General features: G+C 71.9%; 23 protein-coding genes. 13 read left to right on the forward strand and 10 right to left on the reverse strand.

Translation table 11 applies throughout. From position 1 onward, the window contains the following. Window positions 1–74: 74 nt before the first annotated feature. The 3 genes from CP970_RS39705 (at window position 75) to CP970_RS39715 (ending at window position 3,013) form a co-directional block, all read left to right on the forward strand. The gene (locus CP970_RS39705; RefSeq protein WP_055547696.1) at window positions 75–686 is read left to right on the forward strand and encodes a TetR/AcrR family transcriptional regulator; all 612 of its coding nucleotides are present in this window, start codon (window positions 75–77) and stop codon (window positions 684–686) included. After that, complete coding sequence (locus CP970_RS39710) at window positions 683–1,567, forward strand: SDR family oxidoreductase (RefSeq protein ID WP_055547698.1); 885 nt, start codon at window positions 683–685, stop codon at window positions 1,565–1,567. The genes CP970_RS39705 and CP970_RS39710 overlap by 4 nt, the downstream gene beginning before the upstream one ends. A 117-nt stretch (window positions 1,568–1,684) precedes the next feature. After that, on the forward strand, window positions 1,685–3,013 hold the full coding sequence (locus CP970_RS39715; RefSeq protein WP_055547700.1) for an activator-dependent family glycosyltransferase: 1,329 nt from the start codon (window positions 1,685–1,687) through the stop codon (window positions 3,011–3,013). Here CP970_RS39715 and CP970_RS39720 read toward each other — a convergent pair. Beyond that, window positions 3,006–4,073, reverse strand: a complete 1,068-nt coding sequence (locus CP970_RS39720; protein ID WP_079043522.1) for an SDR family oxidoreductase — start codon at window positions 4,071–4,073, stop codon at window positions 3,006–3,008. The two genes, CP970_RS39715 and CP970_RS39720, sit on opposite strands and share 8 nt — an antisense overlap. Before the next feature lie 181 nt (window positions 4,074–4,254). On the opposite strand from CP970_RS39720, the gene CP970_RS39725 reads away from it, so the two are divergent. From CP970_RS39725 to CP970_RS39735, 3 genes are all read left to right on the forward strand, one after another. Beyond that, on the forward strand, window positions 4,255–4,689 hold the full coding sequence (locus CP970_RS39725; RefSeq protein ID WP_055547731.1) for an ester cyclase: 435 nt from the start codon (window positions 4,255–4,257) through the stop codon (window positions 4,687–4,689). A 98-nt stretch (window positions 4,690–4,787) separates the two neighbouring features. After that, window positions 4,788–5,807 carry a dTDP-glucose 4,6-dehydratase gene (gene rfbB, locus CP970_RS39730; protein ID WP_055547702.1) on the forward strand — a complete coding sequence of 340 codons (1,020 nt, stop codon included), beginning with the start codon at window positions 4,788–4,790 and terminating at the stop codon, window positions 5,805–5,807. Beyond that, window positions 5,804–7,339: an alpha/beta fold hydrolase gene (locus tag CP970_RS39735; protein WP_055547704.1), complete on the forward strand. Its 1,536-nt coding sequence runs from the start codon at window positions 5,804–5,806 to the stop codon at window positions 7,337–7,339. The genes rfbB and CP970_RS39735 overlap by 4 nt, the downstream gene beginning before the upstream one ends. Before the next feature lie 62 nt (window positions 7,340–7,401). On the opposite strand, the gene rfbA is transcribed toward CP970_RS39735, so the two are convergent. The 5 genes from rfbA to CP970_RS39760 are packed head-to-tail and all read right to left on the reverse strand — an operon-like array spanning window position 7,402 to window position 12,000. Then, complete coding sequence (gene rfbA, locus CP970_RS39740) at window positions 7,402–8,277, reverse strand: glucose-1-phosphate thymidylyltransferase RfbA (protein ID WP_055547706.1); 876 nt, start codon at window positions 8,275–8,277, stop codon at window positions 7,402–7,404. Window positions 8,278–8,290: 13 nt separating this feature from the next. Further along, window positions 8,291–9,328, reverse strand: coding sequence for a Gfo/Idh/MocA family protein (locus CP970_RS39745; protein ID WP_055547708.1), 1,038 nt, complete (start codon window positions 9,326–9,328; stop codon window positions 8,291–8,293). Next, window positions 9,325–10,434, reverse strand: coding sequence for a DegT/DnrJ/EryC1/StrS family aminotransferase (locus tag CP970_RS39750; protein WP_055547710.1), 1,110 nt, complete (start codon window positions 10,432–10,434; stop codon window positions 9,325–9,327). The genes CP970_RS39745 and CP970_RS39750 overlap by 4 nt, the downstream gene beginning before the upstream one ends. A gap of 37 nt (window positions 10,435–10,471) precedes the next feature. Beyond that, on the reverse strand, window positions 10,472–11,182 hold the full coding sequence (locus tag CP970_RS39755; RefSeq protein WP_055547712.1) for a class I SAM-dependent methyltransferase: 711 nt from the start codon (window positions 11,180–11,182) through the stop codon (window positions 10,472–10,474). Window positions 11,183–11,220: 38 nt separating this feature from the next. After that, the gene (locus CP970_RS39760; RefSeq protein WP_055547714.1) at window positions 11,221–12,000 is read right to left on the reverse strand and encodes a cyclase family protein; all 780 of its coding nucleotides are present in this window, start codon (window positions 11,998–12,000) and stop codon (window positions 11,221–11,223) included. Between the two features lie 238 nt (window positions 12,001–12,238). Between CP970_RS39760 and CP970_RS39765 the strand changes: the two genes are divergently transcribed. Next, complete coding sequence (locus CP970_RS39765) at window positions 12,239–12,607, forward strand: nuclear transport factor 2 family protein (RefSeq protein WP_107098939.1); 369 nt, start codon at window positions 12,239–12,241, stop codon at window positions 12,605–12,607. 26 nt (window positions 12,608–12,633) lie between these two features. On the opposite strand, the gene CP970_RS39770 is transcribed toward CP970_RS39765, so the two are convergent. Then, window positions 12,634–13,872 (reverse strand): cytochrome P450, encoded by a 1,239-nt coding sequence (locus CP970_RS39770; protein WP_055547718.1) that lies wholly within the window; start codon window positions 13,870–13,872, stop codon window positions 12,634–12,636. Window positions 13,873–14,024: 152 nt separating this feature from the next. On the opposite strand from CP970_RS39770, the gene CP970_RS39775 reads away from it, so the two are divergent. From CP970_RS39775 to CP970_RS39785, 3 genes are read left to right on the forward strand one after another with little or no spacing between them, the layout of a single operon-like run. Further along, complete coding sequence (locus CP970_RS39775) at window positions 14,025–14,873, forward strand: SDR family NAD(P)-dependent oxidoreductase (protein ID WP_055547720.1); 849 nt, start codon at window positions 14,025–14,027, stop codon at window positions 14,871–14,873. Window positions 14,874–14,877: 4 nt separating this feature from the next. After that, window positions 14,878–16,230, forward strand: coding sequence for an activator-dependent family glycosyltransferase (locus CP970_RS39780; protein ID WP_055547722.1), 1,353 nt, complete (start codon window positions 14,878–14,880; stop codon window positions 16,228–16,230). 17 nt (window positions 16,231–16,247) lie between these two features. After that, window positions 16,248–17,228, forward strand: a complete 981-nt coding sequence (locus CP970_RS39785) for an NAD-dependent epimerase/dehydratase family protein (RefSeq protein WP_055547724.1) — start codon at window positions 16,248–16,250, stop codon at window positions 17,226–17,228. Here CP970_RS39785 and CP970_RS39790 read toward each other — a convergent pair. Further along, window positions 17,194–18,843, reverse strand: a complete 1,650-nt coding sequence (locus tag CP970_RS39790) for a helix-turn-helix domain-containing protein (RefSeq protein WP_150494583.1) — start codon at window positions 18,841–18,843, stop codon at window positions 17,194–17,196. The two genes, CP970_RS39785 and CP970_RS39790, sit on opposite strands and share 35 nt — an antisense overlap. 219 nt (window positions 18,844–19,062) lie before the next feature. Between CP970_RS39790 and CP970_RS39795 the strand changes: the two genes are divergently transcribed. From CP970_RS39795 to CP970_RS39805, 3 genes are all read left to right on the forward strand, one after another. Next, window positions 19,063–19,608 carry a hypothetical protein gene (locus tag CP970_RS39795; RefSeq protein WP_055554000.1) on the forward strand — a complete coding sequence of 182 codons (546 nt, stop codon included), beginning with the start codon at window positions 19,063–19,065 and terminating at the stop codon, window positions 19,606–19,608. A 234-nt stretch (window positions 19,609–19,842) separates the two neighbouring features. Further along, the gene (locus CP970_RS39800; protein WP_055553998.1) at window positions 19,843–21,285 is read left to right on the forward strand and encodes an FG-GAP repeat domain-containing protein; all 1,443 of its coding nucleotides are present in this window, start codon (window positions 19,843–19,845) and stop codon (window positions 21,283–21,285) included. A gap of 59 nt (window positions 21,286–21,344) precedes the next feature. Next, complete coding sequence (locus tag CP970_RS39805) at window positions 21,345–22,745, forward strand: aminotransferase class V-fold PLP-dependent enzyme (protein ID WP_055553996.1); 1,401 nt, start codon at window positions 21,345–21,347, stop codon at window positions 22,743–22,745. Here the strand turns inward: CP970_RS39805 and CP970_RS39810 are convergent. Together CP970_RS39810 and CP970_RS39815 are read right to left on the reverse strand one after the other, a co-directional pair. Beyond that, window positions 22,711–24,390 (reverse strand): ATP-binding cassette domain-containing protein, encoded by a 1,680-nt coding sequence (locus CP970_RS39810; protein WP_055553994.1) that lies wholly within the window; start codon window positions 24,388–24,390, stop codon window positions 22,711–22,713. The genes CP970_RS39805 and CP970_RS39810 overlap by 35 nt on opposite strands. A gap of 96 nt (window positions 24,391–24,486) precedes the next feature. Next, a complete protein-coding gene (locus tag CP970_RS39815) occupies window positions 24,487–25,629 on the reverse strand; it encodes a serine hydrolase domain-containing protein (protein ID WP_055553992.1) in 1,143 nt (380 codons plus the stop codon). Window positions 25,630–25,936: the final 307 nt, after the last annotated feature.

Below are 25,936 nucleotides of genomic sequence, written 5' to 3' on the forward strand. Positions count from 1 at the left end.
CTAAATGGAACATCGGTGTCCCAAAATAGCATGTCGAGTTCCTGGATTGAATGTTGATCTGCTACGTTCGGCACATGAGTAGCGCATCTGTGGAGTCCGGAACGCGTGGTCGTACGCGTCGCGCCATCCTTGGGGCGGCCGCCGAAGTGCTCGCCAGGGACCGCGCCGCGACACTCGCCGACATCGCCAAGGCCGCGGAGGTCGGACGCAGCACGCTGCACCGCTACTTCCCCGACAGGGACGTCCTGGTCAAGGCGGCCGTGGCCGACGCCTACCTGGTGATCCAGCAGTCGATCCAGGACGCGTCGGTGGACGAGGGCCCGCCCGTGGAGGCCCTGCGCCGACTGGTCGCGGCGATGGTGGACACGGGCGACCGCCTGCTGTTCCTGTACGGCGACTCCAGCGTGCTCGAAGGCTTCGAGGCGGGCGACGAGGAGGCGGGAGCCGGGCCGGATTCCGTGGCGCAGATGATGACCGACCTGATCAAGCGCGGCCAGGCGGCGGGGGTGTTCGACCCGAGCGTCGCCGTGCAGTGGATCCAGGACACGGTGTGGGCCCTGGTCTACACCGGCTGTGACTCGGCGAGCCGCGGCGTGCTGCCGCGGCACGGAGTCGCCGCCGCGGTCATCCGCATGCTCGAGAACGGTATCCGTGTACAGAGTCGAGGGGACGGTGAAGCGCAGTGACGATCTTGGTGACCGGCGCGACGGGGAACGTGGGCCGACGGGTGGTCGGGGAATTACTGAGGGCCGGTGAGGACGTCAGGGCGCTGACCCGCAGGCCGGACAGCGCGGGGCTGCCCGCCGGGGTGGAGGTCGTCGCGGGCGACATGGCGCGTCCGCAGACGCTGCGGGACGCCCTGACGGGAGTGGAGAGGATGTTCCTCTTCCCCGTCCTCGAAGCCGCCCAGGAAGTGATCGACCTGGCCGTGAAGGCAGGGGTGCGCAGGATCGTGCTGCTCTCCTCCGCCACCGTCACCGCGGGCTGGGACACCGAGTACCACCTGCCCGTCGAGCGGGCCGTGGAGGCGTCCGGCGTGGAGTGGACCCATGTCAGGCCCGGCGAGTTCGCGGTCAACTCCCTGCACATGTGGGGCCCTTCGGTCCGTGCGCGCCGCACCGTCGTCGAGCCGTACCCCGACCGCGTCGGCATCCCGATCCACGAGTGGGACATCGCCGACGTCGCGGCCGCCGCGCTCGTCGAGGAGGGGCACGTCGGCACCGCGTACACCCTGTCGGGGCCGGGTCCTGTCACTCCCCGCGAGCAGGTGGCCGCGATCGCCGAGGCCATCGGCGAGGAGATCCGCATCGAGACGGTGACCCCGGCCGAAGCCCGCGCCTTCTACCACGAGCAGGGCGGCTGGGCCGCGGCGAACGTCGACTTCCTCTTCGGCTACGAGGACTACTCCGGTGTGGAGTCGGACCCCGACGAGCCCGGCGATGCGGACGAGCCGGAGCAGGCGGAGCCCGAGACGGCCCCGGGCACGGTGACCGCCGACGCGGTCACGGGCCGGGCCCCGCGCTCGTACCTCACCTGGGCGCACGACCACGCCGACGACTTCCGCTGAGCGCCGCTGGAGTGCCCCCGCCCGCCCGCGGGGGCACTCCAGCGCGATGCGAGCCGGATCCGCAGGCCCGCCTCTACGGTGGCCTCCGCACGCAAGGCACCGGCAGAGGAGTTGGGGATGCGGATCCTGTTCACGACGTTCGCGGCACGGTCGCACATGTACGCCCAGGTGCCGCTGGCCTGGGCGCTTCGCTCGGCGGGGCACGACGTCCGGATCGCCGGGCAGCCCGACCTGGCCGACGACATCACCCGTACGGGACTGACCGCCGTTCCCCTCGGCCAGCCGCTCGACCAGGCCGCGGACGCGGCCACCATCGACGACCGGGCGCTCGAACCGGAGACCGCCGCCGACCCGCACGCGGTCGACATGACGACCTGGACCGAGATCCTCGACATCGCCGAGACCTCCCCGGACCGGCTCACCCCCGACTACACCCAGGGCGTGTTCGCCGCCTACGCCCCGCTCATCTTCCGGTACTTCTCCTGGGAGATGACCGATGACCTGGTCGATTACGCCCGCTGGTGGCAGCCCGACCTGATCATCTGGGACACCCTCACCTACGCGGGACCGATCGCCGCGCTCGCCTCCGGCGCCGCGCACGCCCGGCTCCTCTTCGGCCTCGACCTCGTCGGCGGCATGCGGCGCCACCATCTGGCGGGGCTGCGGAACCGGCCCGAAGTGCTGCGGGACGACCCGATGTCCGAGTGGCTCGGCTGGGCCCTCGCCGACCACGGCCTGTCCTTCACCGAGGAGGTCGTGACCGGGCAGTGGACCATCGACCCGGTGCCCGACTCGCTCGCCCTGCCGACCGACGGACTGCGCGTACCCGTGCGGTACGTCCCGTACAACGGGCCCTCCGTGCTGCCCGAATGGCTGCTCGAGCCCCCGAAGCGGCCCCGGGTCTGCGTCACCTTCGGCGTCTCCAACCAGGAAGTGTTCGGACGCGACCGGTCCTCCGTCGGCGACATCATCCGGACCGTCGCCACGCTCGACATCGAGGTCGTCGCCGCCCTGCACCCGGCGCAGGTGGCCAAACTCGGCGGGGACGTCCCCGACAACGTACGCGTGGTGAACTTCGTCCCCCTCGACGCCCTGCTGCCCACGTGCGCGGCCGTCATCAGCCACGGCGGCGCCGGTACTTCGCAGACCGCGCTCGCCCACGGGGTCCCGCAGATCTTCCTGCCCTGCATGATCTGGGACAGCGAGCGCAAGGCGCAGCGCATGGAGGAGTACGGAGCCGCGCTCCGGGTCGCCGACGTGGACGACGTCTCCGCCGCCGAACTGCGCGCCCTGCTCGTACGGATCCTGGAGGACCCCTCCTTCGCCGAGCGGGCCGCTCGGCTGCGCGACGAGGTCATCGCCACCCCGGCGCCCGGTGACATCGTGCCCGTGCTGGAGCGCCTGACGGCCCTGCACAGGCGCCCCAGCCCGCTGGCCGTCAGGTGAGCGAGAGCCCGCCGTCCACCGGCACCACCACGCCGTTGGCGTAGGCGGCCTCGTCCCGCGCCAACTGCGTGATCCACCAGGCGATCTCCTCGGGCGTCCCCACCCGGCCCGCCGGGGCCTTGTCGCCCATCTGGTCGAGGAACCCGTCGTACTGCTCCGCGGACATGCCGCTCCGCACCCCGATGCCGCTGTTCACGACCCCCGGGGCAAGACCCACCACCCGCACCCCGCGCGGCGCCAGCTCCACGGCCCAGGTGCGGGTGAGGAAGTCCAGGGCCACCTTGCTCGCGCCGAAGACGCCCGCGCCCGGCCAGGTCCGCAGCCCCAGCGAGCCCGAGGTGCTGACGTTGACGACGGTGCCGCCGCTCGCCTCCAGCGCGTCCAGGGCCGCGCGCGTCAGGGAGATCGGCGCCAGCAGGTTCGTCGCGATCTGTGTCTCGTCGTCCTTGCGGGTGTGGTCGGCCAGGCCCCCGTGCAGGGACACGGCCGCGTTGTTGACCAGGACGTCGATCCGGCCGAAGGCGGCAAGGGCCCGCTCCACGACCTCATCGGCCGCACCGGGGGCGGTCAGATCGGCCACCGCGGTCCTGATGCCGTCGTGTCCCTCTGCGGTCTCGGCCAGGCTCGACTCCGTGCGCCCCACGACCAGAACGCGAGCGCCCTGCCCGGCGAAGGCGCGTGCGGTGGCCCGGCCGATGCCGGTGCCGCCGCCGGTGACCACCACCACGGGGGAGTGCCCGGACGGTGCGGGGCGCACCGTGCGGACCGGTGTGTAGAGCTGCGGATCACTGCTGCTCAGCTCGCCCAGGGCGGCCGCGTGTGCCTGGAACTCCGGCTGTCCTACGGCCCGTTGGAGCGAGGCGGCGTCGTCCCAGCGGGCGATGTTGACGTAACGCGTCGGGTCCTTGGTGCCCCGGACGAGCGTGTGCTCCCGGAAACCCGGCTGCCGGGCCATGAACTGCGAGGTCCGGGCGAAGGCCGCCTCGAATTCCTCCGGCGGGGCCGAGAGCGTGAAGGTGTTGACGAAGGTGACCCCGTCGCCGGGCTGGTGATCGGTCATGTGCGGCACACCCCTCTGAAAGGTCTACGGCTGGGCCGGGCCAGCATGGGCGACGCCTCTCGCGGCCCGCTGGGGGCCGGTTGGACGGCATCGAGCGGATGTCGACGCATCGGCGACCGCCGGCTGTCACGTTCGGCCCAGGCAGTACCGGCCGACGACGAGACCAACCGGAGTGCAGCTGATGAGCCATCAAATAGATGCCGTACGACGAGTGATCAACGCCTTCAACACCGGAGAGGCCGACGACGCGGGCGAGTACCTCCACGAGGAGTACCTGAACCCGGCCACGCAGGAGCACGGCATTCCGCCGGGCCCCGCCGGGTTCGGCATGATCGTCAAGTGGGTGCGGATGACCTTCTCCGACGAGGCCCACCTCGAAGAGGTCAGGATCGAGGAGAAGGGCGAGTGGGTCCGCGCCTACCTGGTGCTCTACGGACGGCACGTCGGAAACCTCGTCGGCTTCGCCCCCACCGGCCGTAAGTTCGCGGGCGAGCAGGTCCACCTCTTCCGCTTCGTCGACGGGAAGATCCGGGACCACCGGGACTGGCCGGAGTTCCAGAGCACCTTGCGCCAGCTCGGCGAGCCGTGGCCGGAGGCGGGCGGCTGGCGCCCGTAGCCGCACAGAGGCGGCCGGAGGTGCCCGCGCGGGCGACCGTCCGGCGGCCTCCAGCGGGATCCGGCCGGTTCACCACCGCGCCTTCCTAGCGTGAGCGCATGGGTACCCTCATGGTCACCGGCGGGGCCGGATTCATCGGATCGCACTTCATCAGGCATTGGCGCGGTACCCATCCAGGGGACCGCGTCATTGTCGTGGACGCGCTGACGTACGCGGGAAACACAGCCAATCTCGACGACGTCTGGGACGACATCGTCTTCGAAAAGGCGAGCATCGACGACCTCGCGGCGATGGAGCGCGTCCTGCGCACCCACCACGTCGACGTGATCGTCAACTTCGCCGCGGAGTCCCACAATTCGTACGCCCTGCTGGAGCCGGGCCAGTTCTTCCGTACGAATGTGATGGGCACCCAGACCCTTCTGGAGGCCGCCCGACGCGTCGGCCTCGCACGCTTCCACCACGTGTCCACCTGCGAGGTCTACGGAGACCTCGCCCTCGAGGCCACCGAACTCTTCACCGAATCGACCCCCTACCGCCCGCGCACCCCGTACAACGCGAGCAAGGCGGGCGCCGACCACGCGGTGCGCGCCTATCACCACACCTTCGGGCTGCCGATCACCATCTCCAACTGCGCCAACAACTACGGCTCCCACCAGTTCCCCGAAAAGGTCGTCCCCGCCTTCACCACGGCTGCGCTCGACGGAAAGCCGCTCCAGCTGTACGCGCAGACGGAGAACCGGCGCGAGTGGATCCACGTCGTCGACCACTGCCGCGCCATCGAGGCGGTCCTGGAACGCGGCGAGGTCGGCCGCACCTACCACGTCGGCACCGGGGACGAGGCGTCCATCGAGCAGATCGCCGACCTGGTCCTCGACGAACTCGGCCTGCCCGCCTCGATGAAGACGATCGTGGCGGACCGGCCAGGACACGACCGCAGGTACGTCCTGGACTGGAGCACCCTCCGCGACGAGCTGGGCTGGCGGCCGCGCGTACCCTTCGAGGAGGGCATGCGGCAGACCGTGCGCTGGTATGCCGAGCGGCGCGACTGGTGGGAGCCGCTGCTCGACCGCGCACCCGTCAACGAGGGCGACTGGGGCGGCGTACGGGAGGCGGGGTGAGACGCGGGCACATCGCGGCCGGTGCGACGAGGATCCGGGGCGTCGCGGCCGGATTCCTGGCCGCGACGCTGCTCGGACCGCTCGTCGCACCGGCCCCCGCGCAGGCGGCGCGGGCCGCCGAGCCAGCCGGGCAGCGCCCCGTCGTCTGGACCCCCTGTGCCGCGGCGGCCGCAGACGACCCGGTGCGCTGCGCCACTGTCACCGTCCCCGTCGACTGGGCCGATCCCGGCGGCCCGACCCTCGACATCGCCGTCGCCCGGCGACCGGCCACCGCACCGGATCGGCGCGTCGGACCGCTCCTGTACCAGCCGGGAGCGGCCGCTTCCGGTGTGGACGCCGTGGTCCACAACCCGCAGCTGTTCTCCGCGGGGACCACCGAGCGCTTCGACCTCATCGGCGTGGACCCGCGCGGCACGGGCCGTAGCCACCCGGTCCTGTGCGACGCGGCCGCCTACCCCGCCGACGCCGGGACCGTCCCCGCCACCCCCGCCGCGTACTCACGCGCGGTCGAGGCGCAGAAGGCGTTCGTGGCCAACTGCCGTGCGCAGACCGGGCCCGTCTTCGACCACATGGACGCCCGCAGCGTCGCCCGCGACCTGGACGCCGTCCGCGCCGCGCTGGGCGAGCGACGCCTGAGCTACTACGGCGACTCCTACGGCACCCTCGTCGGGCAGGCGTACGCCGAGCTCTTTCCCACCCGGCTGCGCGCCGCGGTCTGGGACAGCAACATGGACCACACCACGGACGTCTCCCGCTGGGTGGCCGAACGCTCGGCAGCCGTCGAGGACTCCTTCCAGGGCTTCTTCTCCTGGTGCGACCGCGCCCCGTCCTGCGCCCAGCGCGCCGGAGGGAGCGCGCGGTGGTACGACCGGCTGCGCGGCAGGGCCGAGCGGGGCGAGCTGACCGTCACCCTGCCCGGCACCCCGCCGTTCGCCCTCGACGGCTATCTGCTCGGCACCCAGGTCGCCTTCTCCTTCTTCCAGCGCCGGTGGCCCGAACTCTCCCGCTGTCTCGGCGAGGTCGACGCGAACCGGCCCGGGTGCCTCTTCGACGGCTCGGCCGCCGAGGTCCCGTCGGTGCCGCCGGGGAAGATCCACTACCCGCAGAGCGCCTCGTTCTGCGCGGACCACCGCATGCCGGTACGGGGGTTCGCCGATCTCGTACGGCTACGGGAACTGGCCCTCGCCAACGCTCCGCACAGTCGGCTCACCGCCCTGGCCTGGAGCGGCGTCACCGACTGTCTGGGCCGTCAGGACGACGAGGTGAAGAACCCGCAGCAGCCGCTGCGGCTCGACGCGAGGGCTCCCACGATCCTCCTCACCAACAGCCGCCACGACCCCTCCACGCCGCACGGTTGGGCGCGGAAGGTGAGCGCCCAGGCCGGATCGCGGGCGCGGCTGCTCACGTACGAGGGCTGGGGCCACGGCAACTACTGGGTCAGCGGTTGTATCTCCGAGCGGGTCGACCGCTACTTGGCCACCTCGGCGCTGCCGCCGCGCGGCGCGAGCTGTCCGGCCGTTCCTGAGCCCTAGCCGCCGGGGGCACGAAGAGGGCGGGGCCGCCACGGTGGTCCCGCCCCCTCGATGCGGCCGCCTCAGTCGTGGAACTCCCGCGCGATGGACATCACGTACTTGCCGTAGTCCGACTTTCCGATGGCCTTCCCCAGGGCATGGCAGGCGTCCGCGTCGATGAACCCCATCCGCAGGGCGATCTCCTCCACGCAGGCGATCCGTATCCCCTGCCGGTGTTCCAGCGTGCTCACGTACTGGGCCGCCTCCTGCAGCGACTCGGGAGTGCCGGTGTCCAGCCAGGCGAACCCCCGCCCCAGATCCACGAGTTGGGCCTTGCCGCGCTCCAGGTAGACCCGGTTCACATCGCTGATCTCCAGCTCTCCCCGGGGGGAAGGGGTGATGTTCTTGGCGATGTTGACCACGTCGTTGTCGTAGAAGTAGAGGCCCGTGATGGCGCGGTTGGAGCGCGGGTGGACCGGCTTCTCCTCGATGGAGACCAACCGGCCCTCGGGGTCCGCCTCACCCACCCCGTACCGCTGCGGATCGTGCACGGCGTATCCGAACAGCACACAGCCGTCGACGTGTCCCGCGTGCCCGGCCAGGACGTCAGAGAAGCGGTGGCCGTGGAAGATGTTGTCGCCGAGCACAAGCACCACCGGCTCCGTGCCGATGTGGTCCGCGCCGATGATGAACGCCTCGGCGAGACCGCCGGGACGGGCCTGCTCGGCGTACTCGATCCGCAGGCCGAGATGCGCGCCGTCCCCGAGCAGCCGCTGGAACTGGGGCAGGTCCTCGGGGGTGGCGATGAGCAGGATCTCCCGGACGTCGGCCAGCATCAGCACCGACAGGGGGTAGTAGATCATCGGCTTGTCGCCGATCGGGATGAGCTGCTTCGACACCGCCAAGGTGATCGGGTACAGCCGGGTACCCGCCCCGCCGGCCAGAATGATGCCCTTCATGTTCGCCCCGTCCTCATCTCTGATGCGTCCTGTCCGGTGCGTTCCACACCGGGCCCGGCCGGTGGCTGAACCGACGGGCCTTGAGCCGAATGTCCTCGACGAGGCGGGCCTGACGTAGCGTCAGCTCTTCCTCCGCGGGCCCGAGGGGACCCGAGACGACGGCCTCGGCGAACGCCCGCACGGAGTTGCGGACCTGATGGTCCGGGGCCAGGGTCAACTCGGTGACCCGGTCCTGCTGCTGGATCCGCACCGGCGGCCTGAGCTGCTCGGGAGGGGTGAACGCCCGCTCGACCGTGAGGCGGCCCCGGGTTCCCCAGAGCGCGTAGTGCGCCCGGTAGGAGTGGTCGAAACCGAACGACACCTGTGCCGCGGTACCGTCCGCCGCCGAGAGCAGCGCGGTGCCCGCCACGTCGACGCCTGTTCGCTCGTCGATGCGCAGGGTCGCCCCCAGCGCCTCCAGCTCGCCGCCCAGGTACAGCTGCGCGGCGAGGAGCGGATACACCCCCGTGTCGAGCAGCGCGCCGCCGCCGAGATCCGGCCGGTAGCGGAATCCGGCCGGATCGAGCGGCGGCACCCCGAACGAACTGGAGAAGACCTGCACGGTCCCCACCACGTCCTCCTGGAGCAGCTCCCGCACCGCCCGATGCTGGGAGTGGTGCGGGAACATGAAGTTCTCGGCGAGCACCAACTGCCGCGAGCGCGCCAGCTTCAGGAGCTCCAGGGTGTCGTCGTAGGAGGTGCTCAGCGGCTTCTCGCACAGCACGTGCTTTCCGGCCCCCAGCGCCTCGGTGATCCAGTGGCGGTGCAGGGCGGGCGGCAGCGGGATGTACACCGCGTCGACGTCGTCCCGCCGCAGCAGCGCGTCGTAGCCGCGGGCGCCGTCGCACCCGAACCGGGCCGCGGTCCTGGCCGCCTTGTCCGCGTCCCGGCTCGCCACCGCCACCAGCTCGACGCACGCCTCCGCCGCCAGGACCGGCAGCATCCGGCGCAGCGCGATGTCGGCACACCCGAGCACGCCGACGCGCACGGGGCCGTGGCGGGCGTCCCTCACAGAGCGGCCATCACATCGCGCAGCGCGCCGATCACCTTGTCCTGTACGCCGGTGGACAGGGCGGGATACATCGGCAGCGAGAAGATCTCGTCCGCCACCCGCTCGGTCACCGGCAGCGCCCCGCGCGCGTACCCGAGGTGGGCGAAGCCGCTCATGGTGTGGATCGGCCACGGATAGCTGATGTTGAGGGAGATGTCGTACGCCTTGAGCGCCTCGATGACGGCGTCGCGGCGCGGATGGCGCACGACGTAGACGTAGTGGACGTGGTCGTTGCCCGGCGCGAGCGCGGGCAGCACGAGGTCGGTGTCCGCAAGACCCTCCGCGTACCGCCTGGCCACCTCCCGCCGCCCTTCGACGTAGGCGTCCAGGCGGGTGAGCTTGCGGCGCAGGATCTCCGCCTGCAGCTCGTCGAGACGGCTGTTGTGGCCGGGGGTGCGGACGACGTAGTACCGCTCCTCCATGCCGTAGTAGCGCAGTCGGCGCAGGTTCCGCTCGACCTCGTCGTCGTCGGTGAGCGTGGCGCCGCCGTCGCCGTAGGCGCCGAGCACCTTGGTCGGGTAGAAGGAGAACGCGGCCGCCGTGCCCATCGTGCCCGCGAGCCGACCGTGGTGGCGCGCGCCATGAGCCTGTGCGCAGTCCTCGAAGATCACCAGGCCGTGCCGCTCGGCCAGCGCCTTCAGCGGGGCCATGTCCACGCACTGGCCGTACAGGTGCACGGGCAGCAGCGCCCGGGTGCGGGGTGTGATCGCGGCCTCGACCTGGTCGACGCGCATCAGATACGTCTCGGGGTCGACGTCCACGAAGACGGGGGTGGCACCGGTGCCGTCGATGGCGACGACGGTGGGCGCCGCGGTGTTCGACACCGTGATCACCTCGTCGCCGGGGCCGATGCCGCAGGCCTGGAGGCCGAGCTTGATGGCGTTGGTGCCGTTGTCGACACCGACCCCGTGGCGCAGGCCGTGGTAGGCGGCGAACTCCTCCTCGAACCCGCGGACGCTGCGGCCGAGCACCAGTTGCCCGGAGCGCAGCACGGTCTCGACGGCGTCGTGGATGTCCGCGCGCTCGTTCTCGTATTCCGGCAAGTAGTCCCACACGTGTGTGGTCATGGCGTGGTCGGCCCTCCTGGCAGTCGCTGGTGGTTGGTCAATGACGGATACCGACGAACAGCCCCCGGCCGGTGGGCGCGCCGGGCAGGTATTCGACGGAACAGTCGGCGTCGAGGAACGCCTGGGTGTACTCGTCCCTGGTGAACAGGGTCAGCACGTCGATCTCGGTGAACTCCTTGATCCCGGCGCTCTCGCCGACCAGGAAGCGCACCTCCATGCGGGTGGCCCGGCCCTGGCGCGTGGAGTGCGAGATCCGGGCGACGGTGAGCCCGTCCTCCTTGCCGAGGTCGCCCGCGACGTATCCCTCGACGTGGTCCTCGGGGAACCACCACGGCTCGATCACCAGCACTCCGCCGGGGGAGAGGTGGTCCGACATCGCGCGCACCGCGGCCCGCAGCTCCTCGACCGTGCCGAGATAGCCGATCGCGCAGAACATGCAGACGACCGCGTCGAAGGTGTCCTCGAGCGCGAAGTCGCGCATGTCGCCGTCGTGGAAGGTCAGTCCGGGCAGCCGCTGGCGTGCGAGCTCCAGCATCGAGGGAGCGATCTCCAGGCCCTCCACCGTGTCGAACTGCTCGCGGAAGGTGGCCAGATGGGCGCCGGTGCCGCAGGCCACGTCCAGCAGGGTGCCGGCCTCAGGCATGCGGGCCCGGACGAGCCGGGTGACCTCTTCGGCCTCGGCGGTCCAGTCCTTGCCGCGGCTGCGGTAGAAGATCTCGTAGACCTTGGCGAGTTCCTGCCCGTACATCGTTTCTCCCTGGGGTCGGAGCTGGCATCGGTGGGGACTCACTCCTCGACGTGGGCCACGGCCCTGGCCCACCCGGCCCCCGCGCCGGTGATCTTCACCGGGAAGCAGGAGACGGTGAAGCCGTAGGGGGCGGGCAGCTGGTCGAGCCGGGCGAGCCGCTCGATCTGGCAGTACTCGCGCCGCCGCCCGGCGAAGTGCGCGGGCCACAGCACCTCCCGGTCACCGGTGGCCCGGTAGCGGGCGATGATGTCGCCGAACGGGGCGTCCAGGCTGAACGCGTCCGTGCCGATCACCCGCACCCCCAGATCGAGCAGCAGATGGGTGGCGGGACCGTCGAGCCCCGCGAAGTCGGTGAAGTACGAGGGATCGCCCACGCGGGCGTCGGCGCCCGTGCGCAACAGCACGATGTCCAGCGGCTCGGGACGCCTGCCGATCCGGGCGAACTCCTTCTCCAGGCGGTCCGCGCCGATCACCCCGGTCGGCGCGTCGCCGAGGTCGAGGACCATCCCCGGCCGGTGGAACCAGTCCAGCGGCATCTCGTCGATGTGCCGGGGCACTCCACTGCCGTAACCGGCCTTCGAGCCGTAGTGCGAGGGCGCGTCGACGTGGGTGCCGGTGTGCGTCGTGAGCGAGATCCGGTCCAGGGACAGGAACTCGCCGTCCGGCAGCTCGTCCGGATCGAAGTCGATGCCGAAGTGCTCCCGCATCTCCGCGCTCATGTGCACGGCACCCTGGCGCGGCGTGAGGATGTCGTGGATCACCGGGTCGGGCTCGACGAACGAGGAATCCACGGGCGAGGACAGGTCGATGAGGCGCATACGTCACCTTCGGGACGGCCGGAACGCGGGGGCGGTCCGATGGTGCGCGCAGCACACCGCGCGCCGATCGAGGATCGCTGGGGCGACACGTCGAATCGCTGGGGCGGCGCATTGAACGGATCTCGAAGCCGGTACGGGATCGTCCCCGTACCCATCCGCAGCCGTTGAGGAGACCGCCGTGTCGGACGCCGTGTCAGCCCAAGTCGTCGCAGAGGTACAGCAGTTCCTCGCACGCCACATGCAACTCCTGGACAGCGGGGACGCCGACGGCTGGGCCCGCACCTTCACCGAGGACGGCACGTTCGCCCCGCCGTCCCTCCCGGAGCCGGTCCGGGGCCGCGCCGAACTGGCCGCCGGGGTCCGCAAGTCGGCGGCCGCCCTCGCCGAGGCGGGCGAGGCGCACCGGCACGTCCTCAGCACGGTGCACATCGACCCGCAGGGCGAAGGATCCCTGCGGGTCCGCAGCTACGCGCAGATCATCGCAACCCCGCGTGGCGGGGAGCCGAGGCTGCACCTGATGTGCGTGTGCGAGGACGTCCTGGTACGCGAGGGCGGCGCACTGCTCGTACGCGAACGCCGGGTCACCCGCGACGACCGCCCGGCCTGATCGCGGTCACCCTCCGGTGACCGCGATCATCCTTCGAGCCGCACCTTGAACGAGGCGAAGTCCCGCAGGGGCAACGAGCGGCGGCGGACGGGCTCTTCGGCGAACCGCAGGCCGGGGAGCCTGTCCGCGATCGCCATCAGCACCGCCGCGATCTCCATCCGCGCCAGGTTCATGCCCAGGCAGTGGTGCACCCCGCCGCCGAAGACGAGCGTGCGGGGCGCCTTGCGCGCCGGGTCGAACCGGTCCGGGTCCACGTTGGCCGCGGCATCCCGGTTGGCGGCGCCGAGCAGGACCCGCACAGGCGACCCCGCGGGGACCACGTGCTCGCCGAACACGGCTTCCTCGGCCGCGTACCGGAACCCCGCCGACATGGGCGCGGGCGCGTCCCATCGCAGCACCTCGTCGACGAAGCGCAGCGCCCCCGCGTAGCTCCGCAGGCCCGGCCGGTGTTCGGGACGGGTGAGAAGCGTGTGGACGGCGATGTCGATCGCCGTCGCCGACGTCTCGAACCCCGCGGTCAGCAACGCCACGAACACGGCCTTGAGCTCGTCCTCGGTCAGCCGGTCAGCGGCCGCGACGCCACGATCGGACTCCAGCGCCACCAGAGCCGACACCAGGTCGTCAGCAGGCTGTGCCCGCCGCTGTTCGACGAGTTCCCAGAGCAGGTCGAGCAGGGTGTGCAACGCGTCGTCCGCGTCCTTGAGCGCCGCCGTGTCACTGCTCGGGTCGACCACGTTGATGATCCGCGGAATCAGACCGGCGAGCAGCCGGTCGTTCTCCAGGGGCAGCCCGAGCAGCCGCGCCATCACCTGCAGCGGCACGGGAACGGACAGTTCGTCATGGAAGTCGAGCACCGCGCCGTCGGCGGACCGCGCGGCGACCTTGTCCACGTGGTCGCCCGCGATGGTCAGCACGCCCGCCTTCAGGGACTCCACCCGCCGGGCGGTGAAGGCACGGCTCACCAGTCGGCGCAGCCGGGTGTGCTGCGGCGGATTGGCGTTCACGATCGAGTTCACCAGCACGCGGAACGCGTCGTACGTGCTGTGCTCCGGCATGAACGAGGCGAAGGACGCGGGGTCCGGCGCGGGGAACAGCGCGGGGTTCTTCATCACGTACGCGCAGTCCTCGAACCGGGTCAGCACGTAACTGCCCAGCTGGGGACTGAAATGCACCGGGGCGGTGCCGCGCAGCTCCGCGTAGAGCGGATACGGATCGTCCTGCCCCTGGGCGAGGAGCCGGTCGAGGACGTGGTCTGCGGTGTTCATGCTGCTGCTCCCTCGCTCGATGACGGTCCGCCGCGCCGCACACGGGTGCGACACGGCGGGGCGACACGCGTCGACGTGTCGTGCGTAGCGTGGGCGTTGGGCTTCGAGCGCGACTCAACGCAAACTCGATGACCTCCGGGCACGGTGGCCGGATGACTCAACTTCCCGTCACCGAACCGCCTCACGAGAGCCGGGTCTGGTTCGTCACCGGAGCCTCCCGGGGCCTCGGGTACGCCTTCACCGAGGCCGCGCTCGCTGCCGGAGACCGGGTGGTGGCCACGGCCAGGGACGTCGCCGCGCTCGAAGCGCGCGCGGCCGCCCACGACGGCCGACTGCTGGCCCTGCCCCTCGACGTGACCCGCCGCGAGGACGTCCACGGCGCGGTCGAGCGCGCGACCGCCGCCTTCGGCCGGATCGACGTCGTCGTCAACAACGCCGGACAGCTCCTGTTCGGCATGGTCGAGGAGACCACCGAGGAACAGGCCCGCCACCATCTCGACACCAACTTCTTCGGCGCGCTGTGGGTCACCCAGGCCGTACTGCCCGTACTGCGCGCGCAAGGGTCAGGACACATCCTCCAGGTCACCGTGGCGGGAGCGGGCGGCGGCTCGGCCGCGACCGGTCTCTACGGCGCGGGCAAGGCGGCCCTGAACGCGCTGAGCGAGGCACTGGCCGAGGAGGTCGAGCCGTTCGGGATCAAGGTCACCCTCCTGGAGCCGGGCCCCTACGACACCGGACTCGGCCACCACGGCCTCACCGCCACCGAGCCGGACCCCGCCTACGACGGTCCCCGCGCCGCGCTGGAGGCGTCCTGGGCCGACTCGCCGCCCCCGCCGTCGCCCGCCCTTGCGGCGGCCGTCGTCCTGGAAGTCGTCGGGATGGACGACCCGCCGCGCCGCCTCGTCCTGGGGGCCGCGGCGTACGACGAGGCGGTCGCGGAGCAGCGTGAGCGGGCCGACGCGTACACCGAGTGGGCCTCCCTGAGCCGTCAGGGCGGCTGACGGGATGCGGGTCCTGTTCACTCCCTTTCCCGCCACCACACACGTCAATACGCAGGTGCCGCTGGCCTGGGCGTTGCGCTCGGCGGGCCACGACGTGTGCGTGGCCACCCAGCCCGACGTGTGCGAGGACATCCTGGGCGCGGGACTGACGGCCGTGCCCATCGGCGAAGTCCTCGACGTCGGCGCCAAGATGAACCAGGAGGAAGCGGCGTCCGTCGACGGATCCGATCCCGCTGACGAAGCGTCGACCGCCGACGAAGCGCAACTCGACGCGGACGACGAGTCCTGGCTCGACGTGCTCGACATCGGCGAGCGGCGCCCCGAGCGACTGACCTACGACTACGTCCACGGCACCCTCACCGCCTGGACCCATGTGATCCACCAGGCCACCAACCCCCGCCCGGTCGTGGCCGAACTCGTCGACTTCGCCGAGGACTGGCGGCCCGATCTGGTGATCTGGGACACCATGTACTACGCGGGATCGGTCGCGGCCATGGCGACGGGCGCCGCGCACGCCCGCCTCATGTTCGGCCTCGACCTGATGGGCCGGATGCGCGCCCGCTACCGCACCCTCCTGTCCGAGCGGCCGCCCGTGCTGCGCGAGGACCCGATGGAGGAGTGGCTCGGCTCGCTCCTCGCCCCCTACGGACGCGAGTTCGCCGAAGAGGCCGTGCTCGGCCAGTGGACGGTGGACCCGCTGCCCACCGCGCTGCGACTGCCCGTGGACCACCCCTACGTCCCCGTGCGCTACGTGCCGTACAACGGCCCCTCCGCACTGCCCGACTGGCTGCGCGAACCGCCCCCGCGGCCCCGCGTCTGCCTGACCCTCGGCCGTTCCTTCCGCGAGATCGTCGGCGGGGACAAGGCCTCCGTGCCCGCTCTCCTCGACGCCGTGTCCGACCTGGACATCGAGGTGGTGGCGACCCTCAACGCCGACCAGCTCGCCGAGCTCGACGGCGTTCCCGACAACGTGCGCGTGGTCGACTTCGTCCCCCTCGACCTGCTGTTGCCGACCTGCGCCGCGATCATCCACCACGGCGGATCGGGCACGGTCGCCACGGCGCTCGCGCACGGCGTGCCGCAGATCATGGTGCCCGCCCGGATGTGGTGCAACATCCCCAAGGCGCGCCGGGTCGCCGAACTCGGCGCGGGGCTGTGCCGTCCCGCGGAGGACTTCTCGGCCGCCGAGCTGCGCACCATGCTCACCCGGGTCCTCGGCGAGCCGTCCTTCGCCCGGTCCGCCGCCGCGCTGCGCACACAGACGCTCGCCGCACCGGCCCCGGCCGACCTCGTCCCCGTACTGGAACGGCTCACCGCCGCACACCGCGGCCCTCGGTCACACCGCACCCCTCGGTAAAGGAGTCACGTACCGCCATGAACTCACCCCACACACCGCCCAAGGTCGCCGTACTGGGCGCGACCGGGTGCGTCGGCCGAGAGGTGTGCGCCGCCTTCGCCCGCACCGGACACGAGATCCTCGCCATCGCCCGGAACCACCGCCCCCACGTCGAAGGTCACACGTTCATCCCTCTCGACGTCGCAGCGGCCGAACCGGCCGAGCTGGCCGAGGTGTTGACGTCCGAGCGGGTCGGCGTGGTCGTCAACGCGACCGGCGGGTGGGTGCTCACCCAGGAGGCCATGGAGTACGCACATGTCCGCCTGGTCGACCGCGTTCTGGCGGCGACGGCGCGCATGGCCGAACGGCCCAGGGTCGTACAGGTCGGCACCATCCACGAGTACGGGTTCGTCCCCGAGGGAGTGCCCATCGACGAGCGGATCGCGCCGAATCCGACGACGCCGTACGCCGTGACGAAGCACGCGGGCTCCGAAGCGGTGCTCGCCGCCACCAGGGCGGGCGACGTCGACGGAGTGGTGCTGCGGGCCGTCAACGTGTGCGGCCCGCACACCACGGAGGCCAGTTTCCTCGGTGCGGTCATGGCCCGCCTGGCGGTGGCGACGGAGGAGGAAGGCATCGAACTGACCGTCGCCGACGCCCGGCGCGACTACCTGGACGTGCGGGACCTGGCCGAAGCGGTGGTCAAGGCGGCACATGCCCCGGCCGTCGGACAGGTGGTCAATGTGGGGCGCGGGGAGGCGGTGAGCATGCGGGAACTCGTCGCGCTGCTGGTGGCCGCGTCCGGCTTCCCCGCCCACGCGGTCAGGGAACGCTCCGCGGCGGTGGAGAGCAAGGGCGGCGGCTGGACGCGCGCCGACATCTCCCTCGCGGAGCGACTCCTCGGCTGGCGCCCCCGCATCGATCTCGCCCGAGCCATGCGGGACATGTGGGCCACCCGCGCCGTGGCGAGCCACACCCCCACCGTCACCCGTACTCGATCAACACCGGCCGTTCCGTGACGAGTTGGCGGTCTCCGGGCCGTACCCGCTGCGTGGAGCCGTCGAGTCGGCGGACGCGTTCGGCGCCAGGTCCGCCTGGCACCTCGGCCGTGCCGGTGTGGGTCCACCGGACGCGGGCGGTCCGCGGGCGGCCGCCGGAGTCGCGTACGCGGAACTCGCACTGCCAGACGTTGTCCGGGAGGGAGGCCCGCGCGCCGCTGCCGCAGCCGCGCAGCCGCGCGCCGGACAGCCACCGCTGGAGGCGGCCCACGAACTCGCCCGCCTTGGTGGGTGGTTGGCCCTCCGCCTGGAGCACGAGGGGGAGCTTGCCGTTGCCCCAGGCGTAGAAGTACAGGCGGGCCACGCCGCGGTTCCTGGCGTACAGACCGGTCAGATAGAAGCGGACCGCGTAGTCGGCGGCCGTGTCCTCGTCCAGCGGATCGTTGAGCGGCAGCGACTGGGTGGTCCCCGTGCTCCACACCGGCAGGTGGTATCCGGCGCGTTGGAAGGTGCGCTCGATCCCCAGGACCGCGTCCAGCATGGTCTCCGGAGGGTCGGTGACGCGGCGTTGGTAGAGCTTGACGCCCGCCGCGTCGCAGTACTGGTACCCGCCCGCCTCGGCGAAGCGCAGCAGGTAGTCGTGTGCCTTCCGGTCCCACAGCCCGGTGACCGAGGGGCAGACCACGGTCGCGCCGGGGTCGGCCGCCCGGATGGTGGCGCTCGCCCGGCGGGTCATCTCCACCAGGGTCCGCACGCTCCCGTTGTAGTGGTGGGGATGGTTGGCCATGACCCACAGTTCGTACGCGTCGATCCGGTCGCCCGCGTGCCGCACCAGGGCACGGACGAAGGCGTCCCAGTCGGCGAGGTCGTCCGGCGGCGCCGCCCGCGAGCCGTCCGGGTAGGCGGCCCTGCGGGCATCGGGTGCGGCCCAGGCGGGGGTGCCGCCGAAGACGAACAGGGTCGGCAGCTCCTCGCGTTCGGCGGCGTCGAGGAGCCGGTCGAGAGTGGACCAGTCGTACGTGCCCTGCTCGGGCTCCAGCTGGGCCCAGCGCGTCTCGCTGTCCCACAGGCGCAGGGAGCCGACCCGGAAGGACGGTGTCGCCCCGCTGGAGCTGTTCATCGTCACACCGAACACCTCTGGATCGACCGCCTTCGGCGCCCCCGCCCAACTCGCCGCGGCCGCGGCCGTGGGAGCGGGCACGCGCGCGGCCGCGTCGTGACCCGGCGCGCTGGCCACTGCGCCGCTGAGGACGAACAGGGCGACGACGACGGCGAGGACGAACCGCACGGTCGGAGCGTTGGGTCGGGGTCGGGGTCGGGGTCGGGGTCGGGGTCGGGGCCGGGGCCGGGGCCGCGGCTGTGGGCTTGGGGAGCCGGTGGGCGGCTGCTCGCGTCCCGTGGCCGTCCGCCAGTGCCGCAGCAGCTCGTTGAGTTCCTCCGGTCCCGCTCCGCACTCCTCGGCGATGCGGACGAGCAGGCCGTAGTCGCCCGGCGCGGCCCGGCCGGTGCAGTAGCGGTGCAGCGTGGAGCGGCTGGTGAACACCCGCCGACCCAACTCCTGGTAGCTGAGCCCACTGCGCTCCTTGAGCGCCGCGAGTGCGGCGGCCAACTCCCGTACGCCGTCTGCCTCTGCCACATCCCCCACCCCCCCCGACGGGCCTCATCGGCTCGTCCTCGCGTTCTACGGCTGTCCCATTCGGTGTATGAAAGCGCAGTTCAGCGGGGGAGCGCGCGTCCCGTGACGATGTGGGACGCGGATCCGCGAGCTGCTGGGCGGCCGAGGCCGGATAGTAGGCCCCGCCGGGCCGACGGCTGAAGTCGGCTCGCTCACCGCTCGAGAACACGGGGAACGACCATGGGCAAGACGAACACGGGGATCTGGGTGGAGAGGACGAGGCCGAGGCGGACGCTCCGCCGGACGGCGGTCGGGATCGCGGTGCCGATGGCCGCGGTGGCGAGTCTCCTGGTGCTGACGCCGAGCGGCACCGCCGCGGCGGACCAGGGCGGGGCGTCCGGCGTCGCTCCGGCTGCCGCCTACGGGGAGCTCCGCAACAACACGCGCTGGACCATGGAGTATGCCTACTTCAGTGGTAACGCTCACCGATGCGATGTGTGGAACAACAGCCTGACGGCGCGCAAAGACAACTGGAAGAACCTGCCTTGCGAGCAGATTGCGCTGAAGGCGGGGAAGAAGGCGGGCGGTCCCGGGGACGACGTCGACGGCTTCACCTTCGAAGACCGCGCCTACGACCTGTACATGCAGTTCGGCAGTGGCGACAACAAGAAGATGAAGTACATGGGCGGCTTCAAGAAGGGCGTCTGGACGAAGATCACCGACATCGACAACGCACGCTGCGAAACCCTGGGTTCGGTGGCGAGGTGTTATGTGACCTTCCCGTGAGGGACGCCTGGTCGGGGGGATCACCGACCTGAGCGCGCGCCGTCAGCGACGCGCTGACACGACGAAGCCGTCCGCCAGCTCTTTTCGTGGCGAACGGCTTCGTCGACATGCGGGGCCTCGTACAACCCTTTGACGTGCGGGTGTGTCTTGTTCTCGCGGGCCGGGACGAGTCGTGATCGGCCTGCTCCACCGGCAGATGTCCGCCGACAGGGATCCACCAACAGAAAAGGGCCCATGCATCCCCGCTTCCGTACCTCCCCCGCCCTCGCCGTAGCTCTGGCGGCCGGTCTGCTCGCCGCGGCACCCGCCCACGCCGCCCACACCGCGCCTACCGCGCCTGCCGCGCCGTCCGCTTCGCCCAGCGGGCAGAGCGACGTGAACGGGGACGGCTACGGCGATCTCGTCACCGCCTCCGAGGCCACCGTCTCGGGCGCCAAGGGCGCGGGCGCGATCGTCGTGAACACCGGCTCGGCCGACGGGGTCTCGGCCGGTCGTACGCAGATCGTCACGCAGAACTCGCCCGGCGTCCCCGGCGCCGCCGAGGAGAACGACCAGTTCGGCTCGGCGCTCGCCACCGGCGACCTGAACGGCGACGGCTACACCGACGTCGTCGCGGGCACCCCTCACGAGAAGGTCGGCGACGACGTGGACGGCGGCACCGTGGCCGTCCTGTGGGGTTCGAAGTCCGGGCTCTCCGGCGGTGTGACGCTCACCGACCCGGCTCCCGCGGCGCACGACCTCTTCGGCAACCGCCTCGCCGTCGGTGACTTCGACGGCGACGGACGTCCCGAGCTGGCCGTGGGCACCGGCAGCGACGACGTGTGGATCTACGACGGCATTTCCAAGACGGGCGTCGCGGGCCACCGCGAGCTGCGGACCGACATGGCCCCGGACGGCTCGGACTACTACCGTGCCCTGGTGGCGGGCGACTTCGACGGGGACGGCAAGGACGATCTCGTCGTCGGAGGCCGTTACGACAAGGACGGCAGCTACGACGGTGCCTCGCTCGTCTACCCCGCGGCGACCGGCACCCCCACCGTCCTGCCGGACGAGGCGCACGCGGCCGCCACGGGCGACTTCGACGGCGACGGCAAGGACGACCTGCTCCTCGGATCTCCCGACGCCAACGCGGTCACCGCCTACCGAGGCGGTGCCGATGGCCTGACGGCGACGGGGCGTCGCACCCTCACCCAGGACAGCCCCGGGGTCCCGGGCGTCACCGAGCCCGAGGACGCCTTCGGCGAGGCGGTCGCTGTGGGCGACGTGGACGGCGACGGCTATGACGACGCGGCGGTGGGCGTCGAGTTCGAGACCGTCGGCCCGGTCCCCAACGCGGGCGAGGTCGTCGTCCTGCGCGGCTCGGCCGACGGCCTCACCGGCACCGGATCGCAGGTCGTGCACCAGGGGACCGAGGGAGTGCCGGGCGCGAACGAGGCGTACGACCGCTTCGGCTCCGCCGTGCGCCTGACCGACACCAACCGTGACGGCCACGCCGACCTCGCCGCCGCCGCTCCCATGGAGAACGAGAGCAACGGCGCGCTGTGGAGCCTGCGCGGATCCGCCGGCGGGGTGACCTCCTCGCACGCGGTGAGCTTCTCCGCGGCGACGGCGGGACTCTCCAAGGACCCGTACACCTACTTCGGCCGTTCCATGCCGAGCAGCGCGTTCGGATCCTGACACCCGCGCCCGTCCCAGGCGGTCTGGACAGCCGCACGCGGATGCCAGACCCTGCGGGCATGGAGGAGGACGGAAAGGGCGCGGCGTTCTTCGAGCGGCTGCGCGCCGAGGAGTTCGGGTACCTCGACGAGACGGGGCAGACCTACCTCGACCACACCGGCACCGCGCCGGTGCCGCGGAGTCTCGCCCGGGCGCAGGCCGCGCGCCTGGGCGGGCAGGTGTTCGGCAATCCGCACACCGAGAGCCCCGCGTCCGCCGCGTCGACCGACCTGGTGGAGGAGGCCAGGCTCCGGGTCCTGCGGTTCCTGGACGCCGATCCGGCCACGTACACGGTGGTGTTCACGGCCAACGCCTCCCAGGCGGTCAAGCTGGTCGCCGAGGCCTATCCGTTCCATCGGAGCTCGGGCGCGCTGCTGCTCACGCAGGACAACCACAACTCCGTCAACGGCGTACGGGAGTTCGCGCGGGCCGCCCGCGCGAAAGTGGGCCTCGTCCCGTTCGAAGGGGACGAACTGCGCCTCTCCGACGCGGCGTTGAGCAGGGCGCTCGCCGGGCGGCACCGGGGTCTCTTCTGCTATCCGGCGCAGAGCAACTTCACCGGCGTACGGCATCCGTTGGAGTGGGTGGCGCGGGCGCGGTCGGCGGGCTGGCAGACGCTCCTGGACGCGGCGGCGTACCTGCCGACCGGAACGCTGTCGCTGCGCCGGGTGCCCGCGGACTTCGTGGTCGCCAGCTGGTACAAGGTCTTCGGCTACCCGTCCGGCGTGGGCAGCCTGGTGGCCAGGCGCGAGGCGCTCGCCCGGCTGCGCAGGCCCTGGTTCGCGGGCGGCACGATACAAGTGGTCAGTGCGCAGGCGCACTGGCACCGCATGGCGCAGGCGCCCGCGGCCTTCGAGGACGGCACCCCCGACTTCCACGCCGTCCCTCAGATCACCACGGGACTCGACTGGTACGAAGCGGTGGGCGCCGACGCGGTGGCCGGGCACGTCAGCGGGCTGACCGGGCGTCTGCTGAGGGCGCTGGCCGAGCTCCGGCACCGGGACGGCCGACCGCTGGTCCGCGTCTACGGCCCGCGCGGCACCGAGGGACGCGGCGGCACGGTCGCCCTGAACGTCCTGGACGGCAGGGGGAAGGTCGTCGACGAGCGGATCGTGGCCCGCGAGTGCGCCGCGGCGGGCATCTCGGTCCGTACGGGATGCTTCTGCAATCCGGGCGCGGGCGAGGAGGCCTTCGCCATCGCGCCGCGCCTGTTGCGGCGCACGGGCACCGGGCGGGCGCGCGCGGAGACCATCGACGGGTACATCCGGCGGCTCGGGCTGCCGTCCGGCGGCGCGGTGCGCGTCTCGCCCGGCATCGCGAACGTGGCCGCGGACATCGACCGTTTCGTGGACTTCCTGCACGCGACCTTCGCCGCCGCCACGCCGGTCAGGGGCGAACTGGCCCCGCGTCTGACGTGCTGAGCCGGTGCGCCGACGTCGGACAGCGCCGCCGCAGCACCAGCCAGGCCGCGGTGAGCAGGGCGACGGCGCATCCGGCGAGGATCAGCCACCCCACCCACGCCGGGTGGCCGAAGCTGTTCCCGTACGAGTCGAGCAGCGTCCGCCCCGCCGCGCCGCCGCCGCGCCACAGCGTCTCCAGGCCGGCCCCGGAACCGAGGGCCTCGAAGGCCCACCGGTTGGTCATCGCGACGCTGATCCAGCGTCCGCCCGCCGCCATGCCGGGCACCGGCACGAACGCCCCTGAGAAGAGCACCTGGGGGAAGCAGAGCAGCGGGAGCACCAGGGCGGCCTGGCTCGGTTCGGAGACGAGCGCCGAGCAGCACAGGCCGAGCGCGAGCGCGGCGAACGAGGCGAGCGCCGTCGTCGCGAACAGCGAGGCGTGGACGGACATCGCGGCGGCCGGAAGCCGGTCCAGGGCGCGAAGCACCACGAGCAGCAGCGCGTCCGCGAGCAGCAGGACGGGGCCGAGGACGGTGAGCTTGGCCAGCAGATAGGGCCACAGTCGCAGTACGGTCCTGCGCTCCCGGCGCACCACCGCCAACTCGCCGCAGATCTGGGGGAGTCCGTAGGCGAGCCCGAAGAAGAACGCGCCGAACGCGATCCAGAACAACACCATCGCGGAGGCGGCGGGCGAGGGGCGTGCGGGATCGAAGACACCCGGCCGGAACAGCAGCGCGAACATCGTGATGATGATCAGCGGCGAGCCGACGGTGATGGCGGCCGTCAGCCGGTCGTGCCGCAGGAGCCGCAGATCACGGCCGGTCAGGACGGCCCACTGGCGCAGTCGGCCGGTCGCGGGGGAGAAGCGGGCGGGGGTGGACGGCAGGGGCGGCTCGGTCGACGCCCGTGGTGCCCTGCCGCGCGACTGCTCGCCGCCCTGCGGCACCTCCATCGAGTACAGCGCCTCGAACGTGCCGTCGGGGGACAGGTCGAGCAGCTCGGCCGGGGTGCCCGACGGGCCGGGGCGGCCGTTCGGCGCGATGAACATGACCTGGTCGCAGTGGTGCAGGTCGGCCGGTGTGTGCGTGGTGAACACGACGGTGACGCCACTCGCCGCGAGGCGGACCAGATACCGGGTCAGCCGCGCCCCCGCCGGCGGGTCGAGCCCGGACGTCGGCTCGTCCAGGAACAACAGCCGCGGTCGGGACAGCAGCTCGATCGCGATGCTCGCCCGCTTGCGCTGCCCACCGCTGAGCGTGCGCACCGGCTGCCCGGCGACGTCACCCAGTCCCAGTTCGTCCAGTACCCGCGGTACGTCACCGGGGTCGGTGCCGCGCAGCCGCGCCGCGTACTCCAGGGCGACACGCAGCGGCAGCGCGCGGTGCACGATGTCGTCCTGCGGTACGAACCCGTAGCGCGGCACATGCCCGGCGTCGCCGGTCGCCGCCCGCACCGACACCTGCCCGTGCCGGGGCGCCCGCAGCCCGGCGAGCACTTCGAGCAGCAGCGTCTTCCCCGCCCCACTGCCACCCGCGATGCCGAGGACCCGCCCGGGAGCGACCGTCGGCACGTCGATGCCGGACAGCGCGACGCCGCCGCCCGGCAGGACGAGTTCGACGCCGCGCGCCGAGAGCTCCACCCCCGGCTGTTCCCCGATCGTCACCATGCGCCGCCCTCCCGTGCCCGCCGCCCTCCGGTCCCCTGGACCTGCCCGGGCACGGAGCCGCCTACGCCACGTGGTGTCCGCCCGTCACGCGTCGCGTCAACGCCCGTCGCACAGTGCGGCGTCCACCGCGCCCTGGAGGTGCGCGAGCTTGCTCCCCTCCGCCGCCCCGGTGGTGGTGTACACGGTCACGGTGCCCCGGCCGCCCGACGCGCGGCCGCCGCCCACCGAGTCGCCGGGCAGGTCGCCGCCGTGGCCCCAGTACTCGCCGCCGCAGCTGAGCGGGATGCTCGCCACGCCGTAGCCGTACCGGCTGCCCTTCGGGTACACGTCGCGCCCGCTGACGTCCGTCGTGTCGTGCGTCATCTGCCGCACCGCCCAGCGGGGCAGCAGCTTGCCGCCGAAGAGCGCGTCCCAGAACGCGTTCAGGTCCCCCGGGGTCGTCACCAGACCGCCGGACGCGCCGAACTCGTGGCCCGGCAGCTCCGTCACGTCCACCTGGCCCTGCTCCGGGTGCGCCGGGTGGATGCCGTAGTTGCGGGCGTGCGGGCCGCGCAACGTCAGCTCGTCACGGCCGGGCCAGTACGTCGACGTGAGCCCCAGCGGCTTCAGGATCGTCCGCTCGATGTACGTGCGGTAGTCGGTGCCGGACACCCGGTCGATGATCATGCCGAGCACCATGTAGTTGGTGTTGGAGTAGCCCCACTCCGTGCCGGGTTCGAACTCAGGACCGGCCTTCAGCGCCAGATCGAGATAGCCCTCGTCGGTGTTCGGCGTGGTCCAGTCGATCAGCCGCGCGTACTCGGTCAGCCCACTGCGCTGTTTGAGGAGCTGCCGGATGGTGATGGGGCTGTCTGCGAGCTGCGGCACGTACCGCCCGGCCCGGTCGTCCACCCGCAGCTCGCCGTCGGCGACCAGCCGCATCACCGCGGCGGCCGTGAACGACTTGGTGTCGCTGGCCATCCGGAACCGCCCCTCGGGCCCCACCATCGGCTTCCCGCTGCCCAGCTCCGCGGTCCCGGCCCTGACGGCGCGGTGCCCCTTCTCGTACGCCAGCGCGCCGGGCACGCCGTCCTCGCCGACGAGCAGGTCCAACTGCCGCTGCACGCCGGAAGGATCGCCGTGCCGACCGCCGCCGCGGGCGTCGTCGGCGGTGGCCATCGGGGCGGCCGCGCCGACGAGCGCGGCGGCGGACAGGAGTGCGGCGGTGACGCGGGTGCGCTGACTGCGCTGGCTGCTCATCATGTTCTCCCTGTCTCGGCGGACCTGCGCCGGTCGCGGGTCCGGTGTGTCCTGTGTGCGGGCTGGGCACGCGGAACACACTTCCGTAGGGCCACGCGCGGCACACTGGTGCAGGCCTCCGGCCCGGGGTGTGCCTGGACCCACCCTCCGTACGGCGAATGCGTACTTCACGACGTGATCACTGTCATGTCACGAACGTGTCTTGAGCGCGATCATGAAGCAACTGGGGCAACCACGGCGCTCATCTGACAGGACAGAAAGCCACACGGGCGAAAAGCCGCTCAGCTCAACAGTTGCTCAACTCGCT

The organism is Streptomyces kanamyceticus, assembly GCF_008704495.1.
GTDB classification, from domain to species: domain Bacteria; phylum Actinomycetota; class Actinomycetes; order Streptomycetales; family Streptomycetaceae; genus Streptomyces; species Streptomyces kanamyceticus.

Excerpts from the sequence above, each read along its gene's own strand:
- CP970_RS39705 (WP_055547696.1), top strand. The coding sequence starts at position 75 with ATGAGTAGCGCATCTGTGGAGTCCGGAACGCGTGGTCGTACGCGTCGC.
- CP970_RS39715 (WP_055547700.1), top strand. The coding sequence starts at position 1,685 with ATGCGGATCCTGTTCACGACGTTCGCGGCACGGTCGCACATGTACGCC.
- CP970_RS39720 (WP_079043522.1), bottom strand. The coding sequence starts at position 4,073 with ATGACCGATCACCAGCCCGGCGACGGGGTCACCTTCGTCAACACCTTC.
- CP970_RS39725 (WP_055547731.1), top strand. The coding sequence starts at position 4,255 with ATGAGCCATCAAATAGATGCCGTACGACGAGTGATCAACGCCTTCAAC.
- rfbB (WP_055547702.1), top strand. The coding sequence starts at position 4,788 with ATGGGTACCCTCATGGTCACCGGCGGGGCCGGATTCATCGGATCGCAC.
- rfbA (WP_055547706.1), bottom strand. The coding sequence starts at position 8,277 with ATGAAGGGCATCATTCTGGCCGGCGGGGCGGGTACCCGGCTGTACCCG.
- CP970_RS39750 (WP_055547710.1), bottom strand. The coding sequence starts at position 10,434 with ATGACCACACACGTGTGGGACTACTTGCCGGAATACGAGAACGAGCGC.
- CP970_RS39755 (WP_055547712.1), bottom strand. The coding sequence starts at position 11,182 with ATGTACGGGCAGGAACTCGCCAAGGTCTACGAGATCTTCTACCGCAGC.
- CP970_RS39760 (WP_055547714.1), bottom strand. The coding sequence starts at position 12,000 with ATGCGCCTCATCGACCTGTCCTCGCCCGTGGATTCCTCGTTCGTCGAG.
- CP970_RS39765 (WP_107098939.1), top strand. The coding sequence starts at position 12,239 with ATGCAACTCCTGGACAGCGGGGACGCCGACGGCTGGGCCCGCACCTTC.
- CP970_RS39770 (WP_055547718.1), bottom strand. The coding sequence starts at position 13,872 with ATGAACACCGCAGACCACGTCCTCGACCGGCTCCTCGCCCAGGGGCAG.
- CP970_RS39775 (WP_055547720.1), top strand. The coding sequence starts at position 14,025 with ATGACTCAACTTCCCGTCACCGAACCGCCTCACGAGAGCCGGGTCTGG.
- CP970_RS39780 (WP_055547722.1), top strand. The coding sequence starts at position 14,878 with ATGCGGGTCCTGTTCACTCCCTTTCCCGCCACCACACACGTCAATACG.
- CP970_RS39785 (WP_055547724.1), top strand. The coding sequence starts at position 16,248 with ATGAACTCACCCCACACACCGCCCAAGGTCGCCGTACTGGGCGCGACC.
- CP970_RS39795 (WP_055554000.1), top strand. The coding sequence starts at position 19,063 with ATGGGCAAGACGAACACGGGGATCTGGGTGGAGAGGACGAGGCCGAGG.
- CP970_RS39800 (WP_055553998.1), top strand. The coding sequence starts at position 19,843 with ATGCATCCCCGCTTCCGTACCTCCCCCGCCCTCGCCGTAGCTCTGGCG.
- CP970_RS39805 (WP_055553996.1), top strand. The coding sequence starts at position 21,345 with ATGGAGGAGGACGGAAAGGGCGCGGCGTTCTTCGAGCGGCTGCGCGCC.
- CP970_RS39810 (WP_055553994.1), bottom strand. The coding sequence starts at position 24,390 with ATGGTGACGATCGGGGAACAGCCGGGGGTGGAGCTCTCGGCGCGCGGC.
- CP970_RS39815 (WP_055553992.1), bottom strand. The coding sequence starts at position 25,629 with ATGAGCAGCCAGCGCAGTCAGCGCACCCGCGTCACCGCCGCACTCCTG.